The organism is Amycolatopsis sp. VC5-11, from assembly GCF_037034185.1.
Classification (GTDB): domain Bacteria; phylum Actinomycetota; class Actinomycetes; order Mycobacteriales; family Pseudonocardiaceae; genus Amycolatopsis; species Amycolatopsis nivea.
Genome location: NZ_JBAGKF010000011.1, coordinates 90,842 through 108,647, shown reverse-complemented (window position 1 = coordinate 108,647; position 17,806 = coordinate 90,842). Strand labels below are relative to the sequence as shown.

General features: G+C 70.4%; 15 protein-coding genes. 4 read left to right on the top strand and 11 right to left on the bottom strand.

Annotation, left to right across the window (positions count from 1 at the left end):
* Nucleotides 1-4: 4 nt before the first annotated feature.
* The 9 genes from WA670_RS28985 to WA670_RS28945 form a co-directional block, all read right to left on the bottom strand.
* The gene (locus WA670_RS28985; RefSeq protein WP_336159432.1) at nt 5-1,567 is read right to left on the bottom strand and encodes an FAD-binding oxidoreductase; all 1,563 of its coding nucleotides are present in this window, start codon (nt 1,565-1,567) and stop codon (nt 5-7) included.
* On the bottom strand, nt 1,564-3,249 hold the full coding sequence (locus WA670_RS28980) for a glycerol-3-phosphate dehydrogenase/oxidase (RefSeq protein WP_336159431.1): 1,686 nt from the start codon (nt 3,247-3,249) through the stop codon (nt 1,564-1,566). Before WA670_RS28980 ends, WA670_RS28985 begins: the two co-directional genes overlap by 4 nt.
* 46 nt (nt 3,250-3,295) lie before the next feature.
* Nucleotides 3,296-4,774: an FGGY family carbohydrate kinase gene (locus WA670_RS28975; RefSeq protein WP_336159430.1), complete on the bottom strand. Its 1,479-nt coding sequence runs from the start codon at nt 4,772-4,774 to the stop codon at nt 3,296-3,298.
* Nucleotides 4,771-6,195 (bottom strand): MFS transporter, encoded by a 1,425-nt coding sequence (locus WA670_RS28970; RefSeq protein WP_275292238.1) that lies wholly within the window; start codon nt 6,193-6,195, stop codon nt 4,771-4,773. The genes WA670_RS28975 and WA670_RS28970 overlap by 4 nt, the downstream gene beginning before the upstream one ends.
* A gap of 158 nt (nt 6,196-6,353) precedes the next feature.
* Nucleotides 6,354-7,085 carry an amino acid ABC transporter ATP-binding protein gene (locus WA670_RS28965; RefSeq protein WP_134662231.1) on the bottom strand — a complete coding sequence of 244 codons (732 nt, stop codon included), beginning with the start codon at nt 7,083-7,085 and terminating at the stop codon, nt 6,354-6,356.
* A complete protein-coding gene (locus WA670_RS28960) occupies nt 7,085-8,566 on the bottom strand; it encodes an ABC transporter substrate-binding protein/permease (RefSeq protein WP_336159429.1) in 1,482 nt (493 codons plus the stop codon). The genes WA670_RS28965 and WA670_RS28960 overlap by 1 nt, the downstream gene beginning before the upstream one ends.
* A gap of 2 nt (nt 8,567-8,568) precedes the next feature.
* Nucleotides 8,569-9,504, bottom strand: a complete 936-nt coding sequence (gene hutG / locus WA670_RS28955; RefSeq protein WP_336159428.1) for a formimidoylglutamase — start codon at nt 9,502-9,504, stop codon at nt 8,569-8,571.
* Complete coding sequence (locus WA670_RS28950; protein ID WP_043840082.1) at nt 9,501-10,244, bottom strand: IclR family transcriptional regulator; 744 nt, start codon at nt 10,242-10,244, stop codon at nt 9,501-9,503. Before WA670_RS28950 ends, hutG begins: the two co-directional genes overlap by 4 nt.
* Nucleotides 10,245-10,355: 111 nt before the next feature.
* Nucleotides 10,356-10,901, bottom strand: a complete 546-nt coding sequence (locus tag WA670_RS28945) for a permease-like cell division protein FtsX (protein ID WP_037812940.1) — start codon at nt 10,899-10,901, stop codon at nt 10,356-10,358.
* Between the two features lie 222 nt (nt 10,902-11,123).
* Between WA670_RS28945 and WA670_RS28940 the strand changes: the two genes are divergently transcribed.
* Together WA670_RS28940 and WA670_RS28935 are read left to right on the top strand one after the other, a co-directional pair.
* Nucleotides 11,124-12,533: a 3' terminal RNA ribose 2'-O-methyltransferase Hen1 gene (locus WA670_RS28940; RefSeq protein ID WP_336159427.1), complete on the top strand. Its 1,410-nt coding sequence runs from the start codon at nt 11,124-11,126 to the stop codon at nt 12,531-12,533.
* Nucleotides 12,530-15,085: a polynucleotide kinase-phosphatase gene (locus tag WA670_RS28935; protein ID WP_336159426.1), complete on the top strand. Its 2,556-nt coding sequence runs from the start codon at nt 12,530-12,532 to the stop codon at nt 15,083-15,085. Before WA670_RS28940 ends, WA670_RS28935 begins: the two co-directional genes overlap by 4 nt.
* A gap of 75 nt (nt 15,086-15,160) precedes the next feature.
* Here the strand turns inward: WA670_RS28935 and WA670_RS28930 are convergent, their stop codons facing one another.
* A complete protein-coding gene (locus WA670_RS28930) occupies nt 15,161-15,634 on the bottom strand; it encodes a hypothetical protein (protein ID WP_037812946.1) in 474 nt (157 codons plus the stop codon).
* Nucleotides 15,635-15,762: 128 nt separating this feature from the next.
* Here WA670_RS28930 and WA670_RS28925 point away from each other — a divergent pair, with 128 nt between their 5' ends.
* On the top strand, nt 15,763-16,197 hold the full coding sequence (locus WA670_RS28925; RefSeq protein ID WP_238606858.1) for an anti-sigma factor: 435 nt from the start codon (nt 15,763-15,765) through the stop codon (nt 16,195-16,197).
* A gap of 34 nt (nt 16,198-16,231) precedes the next feature.
* On the top strand, nt 16,232-16,834 hold the full coding sequence (locus WA670_RS28920; RefSeq protein WP_037812949.1) for a hypothetical protein: 603 nt from the start codon (nt 16,232-16,234) through the stop codon (nt 16,832-16,834).
* Here WA670_RS28920 and WA670_RS28915 read toward each other — a convergent pair.
* Nucleotides 16,831-17,751 (bottom strand): universal stress protein, encoded by a 921-nt coding sequence (locus WA670_RS28915; RefSeq protein ID WP_238606861.1) that lies wholly within the window; start codon nt 17,749-17,751, stop codon nt 16,831-16,833. The genes WA670_RS28920 and WA670_RS28915 overlap by 4 nt on opposite strands.
* Between the last annotated feature and the right edge of the window lie 55 nt (nt 17,752-17,806).

The following is a 17,806-nucleotide window of genomic DNA, read 5'->3' as shown; positions in this document are numbered from 1 at the left end:
CGGGTCAGCCGGCCGAGTCCAGCGGGTTCGGGCCCAGGTCGGTGGGCAAGCCGAGCTTCCCCGGGTTCAGCAGCCCGGCCGGGTCCAGAGCGCGCTTCACCTCGACGAACGTCCCGAACCCGCTGCCGAGCGCATCCTCCAGGTACGGCCCGCGCAGCAGCCCCGACCCGTGGTGGTGGCTCAGCGCCGCCCCGTGCCGTACCAGCACCGCGTTCGCGGCATCCCACGCCGACCGGTACCAGTGCCGCCGCTTCTCCGGCTCCACGTCGCCGCGCAGCGAGAAGTACAGGCAGGCCCCGTCGGTGTAAGCGTGCGACTGGTGCGCCGACGCCGCCAAAGTCCCCGGCACGGCCTGGATCGCGGCCACCACCTCGTCGTAGATCGCCGGGAGCGCGGACCACGCACCGGCCATCTCGAGGGTGTCGGCGACGAAGCCCGGACCCGGGGTGAACCCGTCGGCGGACTTGCCGACCAGCATCCGCTCGTCCAGCCAGCGGTCGAACACCGGCTGACCGTCCAATTCGGACCCGGTCGCGGCGCATTCCTCGGCGCTGACCTGGATCATCGCGTCGACCAGCACCGGGTCGCCCTCGTCGGCGATGAGCAGCAGGTTGGTGTCCGGCTGCCCGAAGTGCGTGCCGCTCTCGTGCTTGTCGTACAGCCGCATCGCGGCCGGGGTCGCGCCGCGCTGCATGATCCGGCGGCAGGCGTCGAGCCCGGCGGCGAAGGTCTCGAAGCCGTACGCGATGGCCTTCGAGTACGTCGGCAGCGGGTGCGTGCGCAGCCGCACCGCGGTGATCACGCCGAGGGTGCCTTCCGAGCCGACGAACAGCTGCCGCAGGTCGGGGCCGGTCGCGGCGCGCGGGTAGTCGCCGAAGCGGGCCAGGGTGCCGTCGGCGAGAACGACGTCGAGGCCGACGACCATGTCCTCGATTTTCCCGTACCGGCTGGACAGCTGGCCCGCGCCGCGGCAGGCCACCCAGCCGCCGACGGTGGAGATCGCGAACGCGGACGGCCAGTGCCCGGTGGTCGCGCCGTGCGTCTCCTGCAGTTCCTTCTCGAACAGGTCGCCGAACATGCCCGCCTGCACTTCGACGATCTGCGATTCGGCGTCGAACGACACGATCTTGTCGAGACCGCACACATCCAGCACGACCCCGCCGTACACCGGCAGCGCGGCCCCGGTGACGTTGCTGCGGCCCGCCGACACGGTCAGCGGCACCCGGTGCTCGGCGCACAGCCGCACCGCGGCCTGGATCTGCTCCACGGTGCTCACCTCGGCGATCACCGCGTCCGGCGTCGCGGGGGCGCCCGCGGTCTCGCCGATCATCGAGCCCGCCCACCAGTCGCGGGTGCGCAGCACGACCTCGTCGCGTTCGGTGTGCACCGCGTCCGCCAGCTCGCGCAGCGCCTCGGTCAGCGCGGCGGGCACGGCGACCGCGGCGGTCTGCAGCGACGCGTCGCCCTTGCCCGGTTCGGTGCGTCCGCCCCAGCGCGGCGGCGTCGGCGCGCCGACCACGTAATTGCCCCGGTTGAACGGGTGCGTGACGGTCTGACGGCTGATCATGCGTTGGCTCCCAACAGGTTGTCTCCGAACAGGATCGACTTCTCCCGGGCGACGTCCGCCCGGTACTGCTCCACTTGCGCCGCAACGGTTTCCGGACTGAGGCCGAGTTCCGCGCCGAGCAGATCGCCCACGAGCGGGGCGGCCTCGACCGACGCGTCCCGCGCGAACAGCCGCAGCCGGGTCCGCCGCGACAGCACGTCGTCCACCGAGCGCGCCATCTCCGAACGAGCGGCGAACACGACCTCCGCCTTGAGGAACGGCTGCCCCTCGATGAGCGGCTCCCCCAGCGCCGGGTTCTCGTCGACCAGCGCGCTCACGAACCGTGCCTCGGTGCCGTAGCGGCCGCCGAGATGCGCGGCGACGCCACCGGTCGCGGCCGTCGCCTCCGCGTCGTATCCGGCGCCGCCGATCAGCGGCAGGTTCTTGGTGCGGCACTTGGCTTTCCGGCCCAGCAGCCCGAGCGCCTTGTCCACGACCAGCTCGCCCATGTGCCTGCTCGTGGTGAGCTTGCCGCCGGTCACCGTGACCATGCCCGCGGACACGGTGATGTGGTGGTCGCGGCGCATGTCCAGCGTCGCGCCCTCCTTGCCGCCGACGAGCGGACGCAGGCCCGCGTAGCTGCCCAGCACGTCGCTGGCGTCGAGCTTGGTGTCGAAGGCGATCTGGGCGCCTTCGAGGAGGAAGTCCATTTCCTCGCGGGTGCAGTGCACGTCGTCGGTCGAGCCGGTGTAGTCGGTGTCGGTGGTGCCGACCACGACGACGTCGCCCCAGCGCGTGCAGGTGGCCCGCCGCGCGCGGCCCGGGATCGGCACGGTGACGGTGCAGTCGTTGCGGATCTTCGACCACGGCAGCACGATGTGCACGCCCTTGGCCGGGCGGACCTGCGGCTGGTGCCCGCTGTCGGCCATGCCCTCGACCCGGTCCGCCCACACGCCGGTCGCGTTGACCACGACGCGCGCCCGGATGTCGATCTGCTCGCCGCCGGCCTGCAGGGTCGCGCCGGTGACCCGCCCGCCCGCGGTGCGCAATCCGGTCACCTCGGCACCGTTGACCACCACCGCGCCGAGCCGGGCAGCGCTGCGGACGATCGCCAGCGTCAGCCGTGCGTCATCAGCACGGCTGTCGTAATACATCAGCCCGCCCTTGAGGTTCTCCGCGCGCAGCGTCGGCGCGTGCGCGAGCACCTCGTCCACGGTCAACCGCTGGTGCAGCTTGCCGATCCGCCAGCCGCCCGCGAGGTCGTAGGTCCACAAGAGACTCTCGAAGGCCTTGGCGATGCGCGCGTCGAACACGCCGTCCTTGGCCAGGATCGGGAACAGGAAAGGCAGCCGCTGCACCAGATGCGGGGCGTTGCGGCGGAACCGCTGCCGTTCCAGCAGCGAATGCCGGACCAGGTCGAGGTTGCCCTGCTCGATGTAGCGCAGCCCGCCGTGCACCATTTTGGACGACTTCGACGAGGTTCCGGACGCGAAGTCGTCGCGCTCCACCAGCGCCACTTTGAGGCCGCGGGAGGCGGCGTCGAGCGCGGTGTAGGCGCCGGTGACGCCGCCGCCGATCACCAGCACGTCGAACGTGCCGGTTTCGAGGTCGGTCAGCGCGGTGCGGCGGTCCAGCCGCAACGGCGCGGACAGGGTCGCCCTCGCGGCGACGGCGTTCGGCCGTCGGGACGGCAGTGTGAACATGAGCTTGTCTCTCCACTCAACAGTTGAAAGCGTCCACAGAGGACGGTCAGGACAGCGAAGCCGCGAGCACGCTCTGCCAGCGGGCACGCAGTTCGCGCCGTTCGTCCTCGGGCAGCCGAGGCTCGAAGACCTCGCCGTTCCCCAGGTTCGCAACGGCTTCGGCCAACGACGGCCACACGCCGAGCCGGACGCCCGCGAGATACGCGGCGCCCCGAAGGCTGGCGGTCGCCGAATCGGCCACTCGCTCGATCTCGACTCCGGCGAAATCGGCTTGGCTTTGCAGCAGGACGTCGCTGGCGGCCAATCCGCCGCCGGCACGCAGGCGGGTCACCGGCCGGTTCATCGTCGTCCGCAGCGCGTCGACGGTGTCGCTCACCGCGTGCGCGATCCCGTCGAGCACCGCCCGCGCCACCACGTCGCGGGTGGTGGCCAGGCTCAGCCCGGTCAGCAATCCGCGCGCACCGGGACGCTGCACCGGCGTGCGCAGCCCGGCCAGCGTCGGCACGAACCAGGTCGACGTGCTGCCCGGCTGGGCCGCCGCCAGTTCGCTGATCTCGGCGGCGGACCGGAACAGCCCGAGATCCTCGGTGAGCCACCGCAAAGCGGAACCGGTGGTGGAGGTGTAGGCCTCCAGGCTGAACCGGCTGTGTCCCGCGCTGCGCCAGCCGACGAGGCACAGCACGCCGTCGACCTTGCCGAGCCCGTCCGGCGGTTCGTCCCCGGCCAGCGCGCCGACGAACGTGCCGGTGCCGTGCACGCAGGTGCCCTGGCCCGGGGTCAGCGCGCCGAGCGCGATCAGCGAGGCGTGCTGGTCGCCCATCACCGCGGCGATCGGCACCTCGATGCCGAGCAGACCCGGGTCGGTGCGCCCGAAATCGCCGTCGTCGTCGACCGGCGGCGGGGCCAGCTCGGCCGGGAAACCCAGTGCGGCCAGCCATTCCCGGTCCCACGCGTGCTCGCGCAGCCGGTACCCGCCGAAAGCAACGGCGTTGGTCGCCGACATGACATACCTGGTGCGGCCGCTGAGATGCCACACGAGCCACGTGTCGACCGAACCGAACAGCACGCGGTCGGCGGGCACGTCGAGCTGGTCGAGCTGCCGCGCCGCCCACAGGAACGGCGCGCGGGTGCCGACCGGGCGGCCGGTCCGCTCCCACAGCACCGGATCCCACTCCGGAGCGAGCTTCGCCAGCTCGTCCGCGTACCGGGTGTCCTGCCACACCACCGCCGGAGCCAGCGGCCGCCCGGTCTCGCGGTCCCACAGGATCGCGGTGGCGCGCTGCGTGCACACCGACATCCCGACGATCTCGACGCCGTTCTCCCCCGCCCACGCGATCGCCTGACGGGCGACGTCGACGGTGCGCTCCAGCAGTTGCGCCGCGTCCTGCTCCACCCGCGACGGTTCCGGATGGACGACGTCGACGGCGGTGTAGAACGACGGGCCGGACATCCCGTCCTCGCCGACCACCGCTGCCCGCGTGCCGGTCGAACCCTCGTCGACCGCCAGGATTCCGCGCCGCGTCACGCCGTCCTCCCCGGCAGCGAGATCTCCTCGTCGTCCGGGTCGACGCCGCTGCGGGTCGGGTCCCAGCGCACGACCAGGCAGGACACCAGGCCGAGCGCGGGCACCGCGGCGAGCAGCGCGATCGTCGGGCCGAGGCCGATCGCCTCCTTGATCTGCGGGAACACGTACAGCCCGATGACGCTGCCGAAGCTGCCGAGCATGCCGGTCACGCCGGTGCCGAGGGTGCGCACGTCGCTGCGGTAGGACAGCGCCGCGATCGACTTGCCGTTCGCGCCGGGGCCGGCGGAATGGAAGAAGATGAACAGGAACGGCAGCAGGAACCCGATCGCGATCGGCAGCTTCCCGAAGCCCAGCCCCATCACCAGCAGGATGGCGAACGCGAAGGCGTAGCCGACCGCCGAGCTGACCCGCAGCCCGATCTTCCGGCCGAACCACGCCGACAGCGCGCCGCCGACGATCCCGGCGACGTTGAACACCATCGACCCGAGCGTGGCCGTCTCGAATTCGTTGCCGAAGATCGCGAGGCTGATCACCGGCAGGTACCAGCCGATCGCGAAGTACTGCATCGCCTGGGTCAGCGAGATCGCCGTGGACAGGAAGGTGCGCTGCAGGTACGGCTTCCGGAACAGCACGCCCGCGTGCCGGAACCCGATCTTGCGCTCCTCGGCCGCGACGTCGCCGCCGCTGGCCGTTCCCGGCTCCACGTCGAAACCGTAAATCCGGCGGAGGCTGCGCGCCGCTTCGGCCAAGCGGCCCTTGGACGCGAGCCAGGACGGGCTTTCGGTGAGGAACGCGATCTGCAGCACCAGCAGCGCGAGCGCGAAGACCCCGGCCGAGCCGACCGACCAGCGCCAGATCTCCACCGAAACGCCGGCTTGGTAGAAAAGCAGCGTCAGGGCGAGGTTCACCGTGGTGGCGACGTACCAGACGGACTGCCACAGGTTCAGCCGTCCGCGCAGCTTCGCCGGGGTGTACTCGGCGAGCAGCGCCATCGCGACCGCGAAGTCGATGCCGTAGGCGACGCCGACCAGCGCGCGACCGGCCCAGACCGCCTCGAAACTGCCGCCGGTCGCGGTGAGCACCGCGCCGAGCCCGGCGATCGCTTTCGCCGCGATCAGCGGTTTGACCCGGCCGATCCGGGCGGCCAGCCAGCCGCCCGCCGGGTTGAACAGGATGGCGACCGCGGGCGCGGTCGCGGTGAGCAGGCCGACCTGGCCCGCGCTGAGCCCCAGTTCCTTGGTCATCGGAGCGAGGCCGGCGCCGAGCGCGGCGTTCGAGTAGGCGTCGAGGAACAGCCCGCCCAGGACCAGGTACCACAGCAGGTTCGCCTTGCGCGGCAACTTCGACAACGTGTTGATCAGCGCGGTGACCTGCGAAACATTCGCGATCGATCGCGGCGTTGCGACCGTAGGTGAACTCATGGACCGCCAACTTTCTGCGCTGGCTGTCAGCGATCCCGGCATACAAAAAACAGACACGACGAAGACCGCTGACAGTGGCTCTTCGTCTGTGCCTGTCTGAGAACGCAAGATTAAGCGGCGTGCTCGCGGGCGTCAAGCGGCCCGCGAGCACGCGTCGGTCAGAGCACCTTTTCCAGGAAGGCCTGGGCGCGCGGATTCGCGTTGCCCGCGGAGAAGAACTCGGCAGGCGGCAGGTCGGCGGCGATCTTCCCGCCGTCGACGAAGACCACGCGGTCGGCGACCTTGCGGGCGAACCCCATCTCGTGGGTGACCACGAGCATCGTCATGCCGTCCTTCGCGAGCTCGGACATGATGTCGAGGACGTCCTGCACCACCTCGGGATCCAGCGCCGAGGTCGGTTCGTCGAACAGCATCAGCTTCGGGTCCATCGCGGCGGCGCGGACGATCGCGACGCGCTGTTTCTGCCCGCCGGACAACCGGTTCGGATAAGCGCCGGCGCGTTCGAGCATGCCGACGCGTTCCAGCAGGGCGCGCGCCTTCGCCTCGGCCTCCTCTTTGGACCGTTTGAGCACGTTCATCTGCGGCAGCACGACATTGCGCAGCACCGTCATGTTCGGGAACAGGTTGAAGTGCTGGAACACCATGCCCATCCGGGACCGCAGCCGGTCGAGGTCGACGCCGCGCCCGGTGAGTTCCTCGCCGTCGAACGAGACGCGGCCCGACGTCGGGGTCTCCAGGAGGTTGAGACAGCGCAGGAAGGTGGACTTCCCGCCGCCGCTGGGCCCGATCACCGCGACGACCTGGCCGGGTTCGATCGCGAAGTCGATCCCGTCGAGCACCTGGACGTCCCCGTAGGACTTGGCGAGGCCGTGAACTTCCAACAGTGCCATCAGATGTACACCGCCATCTTCTTCTCGAGGGTGCGCGTGGTGCCGCTGATCAGGTTGGTGAGCAGGTAATACAGCAGGCCGATGAACAGGTACACGGTCAGCGCGTCGAAGGTGCGGGAGATGATGGTCTGCCCGACCAGGAACAGTTCGTGGATGGTCACGAAGGACACCAGTGCCGAGTTCTTCGTCAGCGACACGAATTCGTTGCCCAGCGGCGGAAGCATCCGCAGGAACGCCTGCGGGATGATCACGTGCCGCATCGCCGACACCTGCGACATGCCGCACGACCGCGCCGCTTCCAGCTGTCCGCGGTCGATGGACTGCACGGCCCCGCGGAAGATTTCGGTCACGTACGAGCCGCTGTAGAGCCCGAGCGAGATGATGCCCGCGGTCATCGGCGGGAGCTGCAGGCCGAGCTGCGGCAGTCCGAAGTAGATGAAGAACAGCTGCACCACGAACGGCGTCCCGCGGATCACCGACACGTAGACGTTGCCGATCCACCGGACCGGCGCGATCTTGCTGAGCTTGGCGAATCCGCCGAGCGTGCCGAGCAGCAGGCTCAGCGCCAGCGCGAGCAGGATGACCTGGAGGCTGACCAGCAGACCCTGCCAGAGCTGTCCCGAGGAGTCGACGATGGTGGAGAAGTTGAACAGCGAGTGCCCGCCCGACTTCGCAGCGGTGCTCTCCGCGCCGAACCACTTTTCGGTGGACTGCTTGTACGTACCGTCGTCGTGCATCTGCTTGAGCGCGGTGTTGAACGCGGTCCGCAGTTCGGTGTCGGCCTTCTGGAAGGCGTAGCCGTAGTTCTCCTCGGTCAGCCGGTCGCCGACCTGCTTGAGGCCGCCCTGCTGCGCGATGAAGTACTTCCCGGCGGGAGCCCCGGTGACGACCGCGTCCGCCTGGCCCAGCTTCACCGACGAGAACATCTGCTCATTGGTCTGCGCCGTGATCAGCTGCGCGGCGGGCTGGTGCTGGGTGAGCCAGTCGACCGACTTCGTGCCCACCTGGACCGCGACCCGCTTGCCGGCGAGATCCTTGAGCGAGGTGACCGAGTTGTCCTTGTCGGACACGAAAACCGCGAGCCCGCCCGGATAGTAGATGTCCGAGAAGTCGACGGCCTTCTCCCGCGCGGGGCTGATGTAGATGGCCGACGCGCCGACGTCGATCTGGTTCGCCTGCAGCGCCGGGACGATGTTCCCGAACGGCATCTGGACGAAGTCGACCTTCTTGATGCCCGCGCGCTGCGCGAGCGCCCGGACGAGGTCGATGTCGAAACCGAGCTGACCGCCCTTCGCGTCGGTGAACTCGAACGGCGGGAACGTGGCGTCGGTGCCGACCCGGAGCGCGGTCTGCCCGGACCGCAGCGCGGCGAGCTTCCCGCCCGGCGGCTCGGCCGCGCTCGCCGCGCTCACGGGCAGGAACGCGAGCAGGCAGGCCAGCAGCACGGCGCCGAGCCGCGGCCAAATTCGCTGAGGGGGCATGGTCACTGTCCTTCCGGGACCGGACGGCTCGTCACGAGCGTGTGCGCGAGGCGCGCCGCGATCCGGGCTGTGCGGTGGTCGACGTCGTAGACGGGGTTCAGTTCGGTGAGGTCGGCGAGGGCGAGCTTCGGGTCGCTCGCGACCAGCCGGCACACCTCGAGGACGACCGCGGCGGGTACGCCGAGGGTCGCGGGAGCGCTGACGCCCGGCGCCTGCGCGGCGGGGAGCACGTCGAGGTCGATCGACAGGTACAGCGCGTCGACGTCCGCGACGAAGGCCCGGACGAAGTCGAGAACTCTTTCCAGACAGCGTTCCTGGCAGTCGAGGTCCAGGAGGTGGCGGACGTTCAGCCCGGCGGCCGTCTCGAACAACGCGGCGGTGTTGCCGGGTTCGCTGATTCCGACCACGGCGTAGGCGAATTCCGCGCCGCGTTCGGCTTCCGCGGCGGCGATCTGCCGGAACGGGGTGCCCGAGGACGCCCGGTCGGCCGTCCTCAGGTCGAAATGCGCGTCGAGGTTGAGGATGCCGAGGCGGCGGCCGTCCAGCAGGCCGCTGCGGGCGAGGCCGAGGTAGGAGCCGTACGCCGTTTCGTGGCCGCCGCCGAGCACCAGCGGGAGATTTCCGTCGCTGAGCTGCTTCGCGACCAGCTCGCCGAGGTTTTCCTGCCCCGCTTCCAGCTCGTCGCCTTCGACGACGACGTCGCCTGCGTCGCTGAGCACGAACTCCGGCCGGATCGCGAACGACGCCAGCGCCTGCCGGATCGCTTCCGGTCCGCCGCGCGCTCCCGGCCGTCCGCCGTTGCGCCGGACCCCGGCGTCGCTGGCGAACCCGATCAGCGAAACCCCGGGGCCGCTGGAGAATTCGTTGACGGAGTGGTGCCAGCGGCGGTGTTCCGGACCGCTGCCGTCCTCGCGTCCGGTCCACTTCCTGGTGCTCACACGTGCTCCTGCAATCGGCTGATGTCCTGCGCGGCGGCGTGGGTGAGCGTGACGAGGGAGTCGCGGCGCGGACGCACGCGGAAGTCGGGGGCCATCGTGCTCACCGCGCCGACGAGCTTGCGGTGCCGGTCCAGCACCGGCACGCTCACGCCCCACACCCCCGGGTCGACCTGGCCGACGCTCTCCGCGAAGCCCTGGTCCCGGACCCGGCGCAGCTCCGTTTCGAGCTTCGCGACCTGTTCCCCGCTCAGCCCGTGCGCCTTCGCCGAATTCGCGACCCGGTCCTCCGGCAGGTGCGCCAGCAACGCCTGCGCGCTCGCCCCGAAGACGAGCGGCTTGCTCAGCCCCGGCGAGAAACTGCACCGGATGACGCGGGTCCCCTCGGCCGCTTCGACGCAGAGCACGTCGTTGTCGCGCGCGATGAGGAACGCCGCGAGCTCGTCGGTGTCCGCGGCGAGCTGCCGGAGCCGCCGCTTGACGCCGCCCTGGCCGAGCGCCTCGCGGCGGTAGTTCTCGGCCATCTGGACGGTGAGCGAGCCCGCGCAGTACCGGCCGCGAGTGCGTGACTGGTGCACGAGGCCGGTCTCGACGAACGTCGTCAGGTAGCGGTACACGGCACTGGACGGGATCCCTGTGCCGACGGAGATCTCCTCCGCCGTGGCGCTCTCCCGCTCGGCGAACACCGCCAGGATCCGCGCCGCCCTGGTCCCGGCTCTCCGGTTGGCATCCGCGCTTGTCATGGCGGGCACGCTACGTCGCGGACGGGCGGGTTCCTAGCCGCTTTTCCCAGTTAATGGGAAGTTTATTCCCGGTGATTGGCTGTGTGCGGAGCGTCCGGAGTCCGCGGCTGCTCAGGGGGAGCGTTCTCCGCTGGGCGGGCACGTCGGATCCCGATAGCCCGGGCCGGTGATCCTGCTGCGGAGCTCCGTGTTGTCGCTGACTTTCCGAGCCTCGGGGAACTGGACGCGGAGCTGCTCGGCGATGCCCTCGGTGTCGGTCTGGTCCTTCGGCACCACGGTCACCGAAGCGGGCAGGGCGTCGGCTGACGTCAGCTCGAGCAGCTCCGGCTCGTTCGCGAACATCTTCCGGAACCTCACGTAGCCGTCCTGCTTGTTCTCGGTGTAGGACCGCAGGACCCGGGGATCGCCGCGCAGCGCCCGGGCGACCGCCGTCATCTCGGCATCGGTGCCGAGCATGACCGTCACGGTGTTGGCGCAGACGTCACGGTCGCCGATCGGAATCGCGCCGTCCGGCAGCGCGTACCCGCCCACGGTGCGTCCGCTGAACAGCCACCAGCCCGAACCGCCCAGCACGGCTGTGACGGCCAGCACGACCGCCGCGGTCGCCAGCCGGTATCGGCGATCCGTGCGCGGTGCGGCGGAGTCCTGGTCGCTCATCGTGTTTCCTTGTTCTGGACCAGCCGTGGTCGTCGAAGAAATTGACAGTGCTCGGGTAAGCCGCACAGGCAGTGCACCGTTGCCGCCTGAAAGAACTCCCCGTCTCGTGCTCGGTGGTAGATCTTTCCGGTTTCGCGAATCGTTACCGGCGCTGGACGTCATCAAAGACACATCACGGAAACTCCCGCGACACGGGCGAATGCCATCCGGAATACTCCCCTGGTGTTCCTGACAGTCACCACCACCCACCAGCCCGCGTCCGACCTGGGGTACCTGCTGCACAAGCACCCAGGCCGGGTGCAGTCGTTCGAGCTTTCCGCCGGGCAAGCGCACGTCTTCTACCCCGAGACGTCCGACGAGCGGTGCACCGCCGCGCTCATGCTCGAGGTCGACCCAGTGGCGCTGGTGCGCGGCAAGACCGGTGCCGGCGACGGGTTCACGCTCGGCCAGTACGTCAACGACCGTCCCTACGCGGCGTCGAGCCTGCTTTCCGTGGCGCTCAAGGAAGTTTTCCGCACCGCGCTCGCCGGGCGGTGCAAGTCGCATCCGGAGCTGGCGGCCGCTGCGATTCCGCTCGACATCCGGGTGCCCGCCTGTCCGGGCGGCGCCGACCTGGTGCGCCGGATGTTCGAATCGCTCGGCTGGACGGTCGAGGCCACCGTGCTTCCGCTGGATCCGCAGTTCCCGCAGTGGGGCGATTCACGCTATGTCGACCTGCGGCTCACCGGCGAGTTCCGGCTGGCCGACGCGCTCAACCACGTCTACGTGCTGCTCCCGGTCCTCGACAACGCGAAGCATTACTGGGTCGGCGAAGAGGAGATCGACAAGCTGCTGCGCGCCGGCGGCGACTGGCTCGCCGGGCATCCAGAGAAGGAGCTGATCACCCGCCGCTACCTCGCGCATCGCCGGGCATTGACGACCGCTGCGTTGACGCGACTGGCCGAAGTGGACGATTCCGAGCCCGAGGAAATCGACAACGCGCTCGCTGCGCCCGCGGTCCTCGAAGCGCCGGACCGTCCGGTGCCGTTGGCCGAGCAGCGGCGCGGCACGATCATGGCCGTGCTCCGGTCGCTGCAAGCGCGTTCGGTCGGCGACTTCGGCTGCGGCGAGGGCGCGCTGGTGCGCGACCTGCTGGCCGAGAAGTCGGTGGAGCGGATAGTGGCCACGGACGTCTCGGCTCGCGCGCTGCAGGTCGCGGCGCGGAAGCTGCGGCTGGAGCGCAGGTCCGAAATGGAGCGTTCGAGGCTGGAGATGCTGCAGTCCTCGCTCACCTACCGCGACGACCGGCTCGCCGGGCTCGACGCGGCGGTGCTGATGGAGGTCGTCGAGCACGTCGACCCGCCGCGGCTCGAAGCGCTGGAGCGCACGGTGTTCGAGTTCGCCGCGCCGCGAGCGGTCATCGTGACCACGCCCAACCGCGAGTACAACGTGCGTTTCGAGTCGCTGCCCGCGGGCAAGCTGCGTCACCGCGACCACCGTTTCGAGTGGACGCGCGCCGAGTTCCGCGCGTGGGCGGAGCGGGTCGCGAGCAGTCACGGCTACGGCGTGCGGATGCTGCCGGTCGGTTCCGACGACCCCGAGGTCGGTCCGGCGACGCAGCTGGCCCTGTTCACGAAAGGAGACGCGGCATGAGCACCCTTGAGATCCCCGATCTGTGCCTCGTCGTCCTCGTCGGCGCGAGCGGGTCCGGCAAATCGACGTTCGGCCGTACGCATTTCAAGCCGACCGAGGTGATTTCGTCGGACTTCTGCCGCGGGCTGGTGTCCGACGACGAGAACGACCAGTCGGCGACCAACGACGCGTTCGACGTCCTGCACTACATCGTCGGCAAGCGGCTCGCCGCCGGACGGCTGACCGTGATCGACGCCACCAACGTGCAGCCCGACTCGCGCAAATCGCTGGTCGCGCTGGCGAAGGAACACGACGTCCTGCCGGTGGCGATCGTCTTGGACCCGCCGGAATCGCTGTGCGTCGCGCGCAACGCCGAGCGCCCGGACCGGACCTTCGGTGCGCACGTGGTCCGGCGGCAGCGAGATCAGCTACGCCGCGGGTTGCGGAGCATGCAGAAGGAAGGCTTCCGGACAGTGCACGTCTTGCGCACGCCGGAGGAGACCGCCGAGGCGACGATCACGCGCGTCCCGCTGTACAACGATTTGCGGCACGAGGCCGGGCCGTTCGACATCGTCGGCGACATCCACGGCTGCCGCGTAGAGCTTGAAGCGCTGCTCGGCGAACTCGGCTATGCCGTCGAGCGCGACGACGAGGGCCGTGCGATCGGGGCGCGGCATCCGGAGCGAAGGGCGGTGTTCGTCGGCGATCTCGTCGACCGCGGCCCGGACACTCCGGGCGTGCTGCGGCTCGTCATGGGCATGGTGCGTGCGGGAAATGCCTTCTGCGTCACCGGAAACCACGAGCACAAGCTGCTGCGCGCGCTGCGCGGCCGGAACGTGCAGGTCACGCACGGGCTCGCGGAGTCGATCGAGCAGCTCGCGGCGGAGACGGCCGAGTTCCGGGCCGAAGCACAGGAATTCATGGACGGCCTGATCAGCCACTACGTCCTGGACGGCGGCAAGCTGGTCGTCGCGCACGCGGGGATCACCGAACGCTTCCAGGGCCGCGCGTCCGGACGGGTGCGGAGCTTCTGCATGTACGGGCAGAGCACCGGCGAGACCGACGAATTCGGCCTGCCCGTGCGTTATCCGTGGGCGAACGAGTACCGCGGCCGCGCGATGGTCGTCTACGGCCACACCCCGGTGCCCTCCGCGGAATGGGTGAACAACACCCTGTGCCTGGACACCGGTTGCGTGTTCGGCGGGACGCTCACGGCCTTGCGGTATCCGGAAAAGGAGATCGTCTCCGTCCCGGCGGCCGAGGTTTATTACGAGCCCGCCAAGCCGTTCCCCGCCAACCCGGCCGCCGCGGAGCCGGTCGCACGGCGCGACCCGGGCGTTCTCGACGTCACCGACGTCCTGGGCCGCCGCGTGATCGAGACTGCCTACCAGAAGCGGATCGGCGTCCGCGAGGAGAACGCCGCGGCGGCTTTGGAGGTGATGTCGCGGTTCGCGATCGACCCGCGCTGGCTGGTCTACCTGCCGCCGACGATGTCGCCGGTCGCCACCGCGACGGCCGACGGGCTGCTGGAACACCCTTCGCAGGCGTTCGACTATTTCCGCGCGGAAGGCGTGGATTCCGTGGTGTGCGAGGAAAAGCACATGGGTTCGCGCGCCGTCGCCCTCGTGTGCCGCTCGCTCGACGCGGCCCGCGCCCGCTTCGGCGCACCCGGCGACGCCCTCGGCGCGGTGTGGACGCGGACCGGACGGCATTTCTTCCCCGAAACGCTTACGGCCGAAGCGGTCGACCGCATCCGCGCGGCCGCGGAGAAGGCCGGTCTGTTCGACGAACTCGGCTCAGACTGGCTGCTGCTCGACGGCGAACTGCTGCCGTGGAGCGTGAAGGCCGAGCAGTTGCTGCGCGACCAGTACGCGGCGGTCGGCGCTGCTGCGCGCTCGGCTCTCCCGGCTGCCGTGAGTGCGCTGGCCGCCGCTGAGAAGTCCGGTCTCGACGTGTCCGCTTTGCTGGAGCGCACGCGTTCCCGCGCCACCAACGCGGACGCGTTCGCCGAGTCGTACCGACGCTATTGCTGGCCGACCGACGGCCTCGACGGCGTGCGCTTCGCGCCGTTCCAGGTGCTGGCGTCGGCGGGCCAGGCCCACCACAAGCGGCCGCACGATTGGCATCTCGCCCTGGCGGACCGACTCGTCGAAAGCAGCGACGGTTTCCTGGCCCCGACGGGACGTTTGCCGGTCAACACCACCGACCCCGCCTCAGTCGCGGCGGCCCTCGACTGGTGGACCGAACTCACCGCGAACGGCGGCGAGGGCATGGTGGTCAAACCGGCCGCCAACCTGGTCCGCGGCTCGCGCGGGCTGGTGCAGCCAGGGCTGAAGGTGCGCGGACGGGAGTACCTGCGGATCATCTACGGCCCCGACTACACCGAAGAACGCCACCTGACCCGGCTGCGGCAACGAGGCCTCGGCCACAAGCGATCGCTGGCGCTGCGGGAGTACGGCCTCGGCCTCGAAGCCTTGGACCGCCTCGCCCGCGACGAGCCGATGTGGCGCGTGCACGAGTGCGTTTTCGCCGTGCTGGCCTTGGAATCGGAGCCGGTCGACCCTCGCTTGTAGACAGTGCGACACAGAGAGACCGGTGCGTTCCCGCGGTATTTTCGCGGAAACGCACCGGTCCCTGCGCACTCAAGCTCAAGCCGTATACGGCGACCGCTGCTCCAACGACGGGCTCACATCCGGATGCCGGCCCTCCTGACCCGGCACCGGCGTCACCGTCGGAGCCTGCAGATCCGTCTCCGACCGGCGCGCCCGCCGCTCGTCGCGATGCGCGATCGCGTCCGCCACGTCCTGCTCCCCGCGAATCCGCGCCAGCGCACCCAGCGTCGCCGCGTGCGCCAACGCCAGGATCAGCAACAGCACGCCCACCCGGCCGACCACGCCCGGCAGGTCGCTGCCGCCGAGGTCGACGAGCGACACCAGGGCCAGGACGCCCAGGGTCACGAGGTGGAACAACACGGTCACCAGCCGGGTCATCGACGCGCCGGCTCCGGGGTCCCCGTAGGCGTTCGCGAGGTAACGGCGGCCGCTGCGGTAGATGATCTGGCCGTCCACCAGGACCAGCGCGATCCCGATCGCGAGGAACGAGAGGTATGCGTTGGTGCTCATGCCGGGTACTCCTTTCCCTGCGTGCTCCGATCCCCCGGTTACCCGCCGTGCCGCGCCGGAAACGGGCCGTTCGGGTGCCGCCGGACGGGGATGATTGGCGTGGCGCGGGGCGGGGTAACCCGAAACGCATGGTTCAGCGCGACACGGACGGAACGGGCGTGCTGGCCGCGGTTTCCCCCGTGGTCGAGCTGCGTCTTCCGGCACACGGAGAACTGCTCTTCCTCGCCCGGATGGTGGCCGAGGACGTCGCCGCCCCGGCGGAGTTCACCGTCGACGAGGTGGCCGATCTCCGGCTGGCCGTGGACGAGGCGGTGGCGGCGCAGGCCCGCCGGGCGGACGACGGCGCGGTTCTCGAATGCGCGTTCCGCTGCGCCGGCCGGATGACGGTCACCGTCGCCACCACGTCGTCGTGGGCGTTCCCGCCCGGACCGGACGAGGTCGGCTGGCACATCCTGCGCGCGCTGACCGACGCGCTCGACGCCTGGACCGAACCCGCGCCCGGCACGGACGGCTGGCGGCTGTGCGTCGAGTTCGCCAAGGAACCTTTCCCTGACCAGCGCTGAGTTTTGCTTCCGCCCGAACGGGAAACCGGCCCGCATGCGCCGAGTGGACGAACTCCTCGCCGAACACGGCACGACGTTCGCCGAGGAAGCCGGGATCAAGCTGGCCGACAAACCGCAGCCGCTGTACCGGTTGCTGGTCCTCGCCACCCTGTTGTCGACGCGGATCAGCGCCGGCATCGCAGTCGCCGCCGCACGCGAACTCTCCCGTTCGGGCTGGCGGTCCCCGGCCGCGATGCGCGATTCCACGTGGCAGCAACGCGTTGACGCGCTCGGTCGCGCCCACTACGTCCGGTACGACGAAAGCACTTCGCACCACCTCGGCGAAGGCGCCGAGTTCATCCGCGACCAGTATCGCGACGATCTGCGCCGCATGGCCGACGCCGCCGACGGCGACCCGCGACGGCTGGAAAAGCTCATCGCCGAGTTCCCCCGGATCGGCCCGACCGGCGCGCAGATCTTCTGCCGCGAGGCACAGGCGGTGTGGCCGTGGCTGCGCCCGTACTTCGACCGAAAAGCCTTGGCCGGCGCGAAGAAAGCCGGTCTGCCCACCGATCCGAAACGTCTCGCGAAACTGGTGCCTGGCGAAGTTTCGGCCCGGCTGGCCGCAGCGCTGGTGCGGCGGAGCTTGCAGCGCTAGCCCGGGTGTTCCTCGACGCCCTCCCGGACAATCGCGACCGGACACGGTGCGTGATAGGCCATCGCGTGGCTCACCGAACCGAGGAACGCGCCCCGCAACGCACCGCGACCGTGCCCGCCGACCACCAGCAGCGTCGCCGATTCCGCGTGGTCCAGCAGCACCTCGGCCACGCTGCCGAGCGCGACCTCCCGCCGCACCACGACGTCCGGATGTCGCTCGCCGAGACCGGTGAGCGACTCCGCGAGCAGCCGTTCGCCCTCGTCCTCCGGGGTCTGCTGCCCCTCGCCGCCGGAGCGGGCCGGGCCGAAGACGTCCTCCGGCGGTTCCGACCACACGTGCACCGCGTGCAAGGCGCAACCGTGCCGGTCGGCGAAGTCGTACGCGTACCGCACCGCCGCGACGCTCGCCGGCGATCCGTCCACGCCGACGACCACGCGCCCGGTCTTCTTCCCCGACGGACGGACCACGACGACCGGACGCGCGCTCGTGTGCACCACCTGCGAGGCGGTCGACCCGAGCAGCAGCCGCGGCAGCCCGCCGCGGCCGGACGCGCCGACCACGATCAGCTCCGCCTGCCGTCCGATGTCCGCCAGTTCCCAGCTCGCCCGGCCGAACCGCACCCGCGTGCGCACCGGCAGCCCCGGCCGTTTCCGGCCGATCTCGGCGGCGACCTCGGCCAGCTCCTTCTCCGCGTAGTCCACCACGGACTGATCGGCCACGATCTCGCCCGCGACCGGGGTGATCACGCCGGGCACGAAATCCACGTTCGGCATCGGCAGCGTCATCGTCCGGACGAGCACGAGACAGGTCCCGAGCGCCTCCGCCTCGGCGGCCGCCCAGTCGACGGCCAGGCGGGCGCCGTCGGATCCGTCGTCCCCGACCACGACTCCCGGTTCGGCCCGGTCCGCTTCGTCCATCACCGGCCTCCGTTCCCGTGCGGCGCTTTCCCGGGAGGTACCCGGTCGCCTCGCC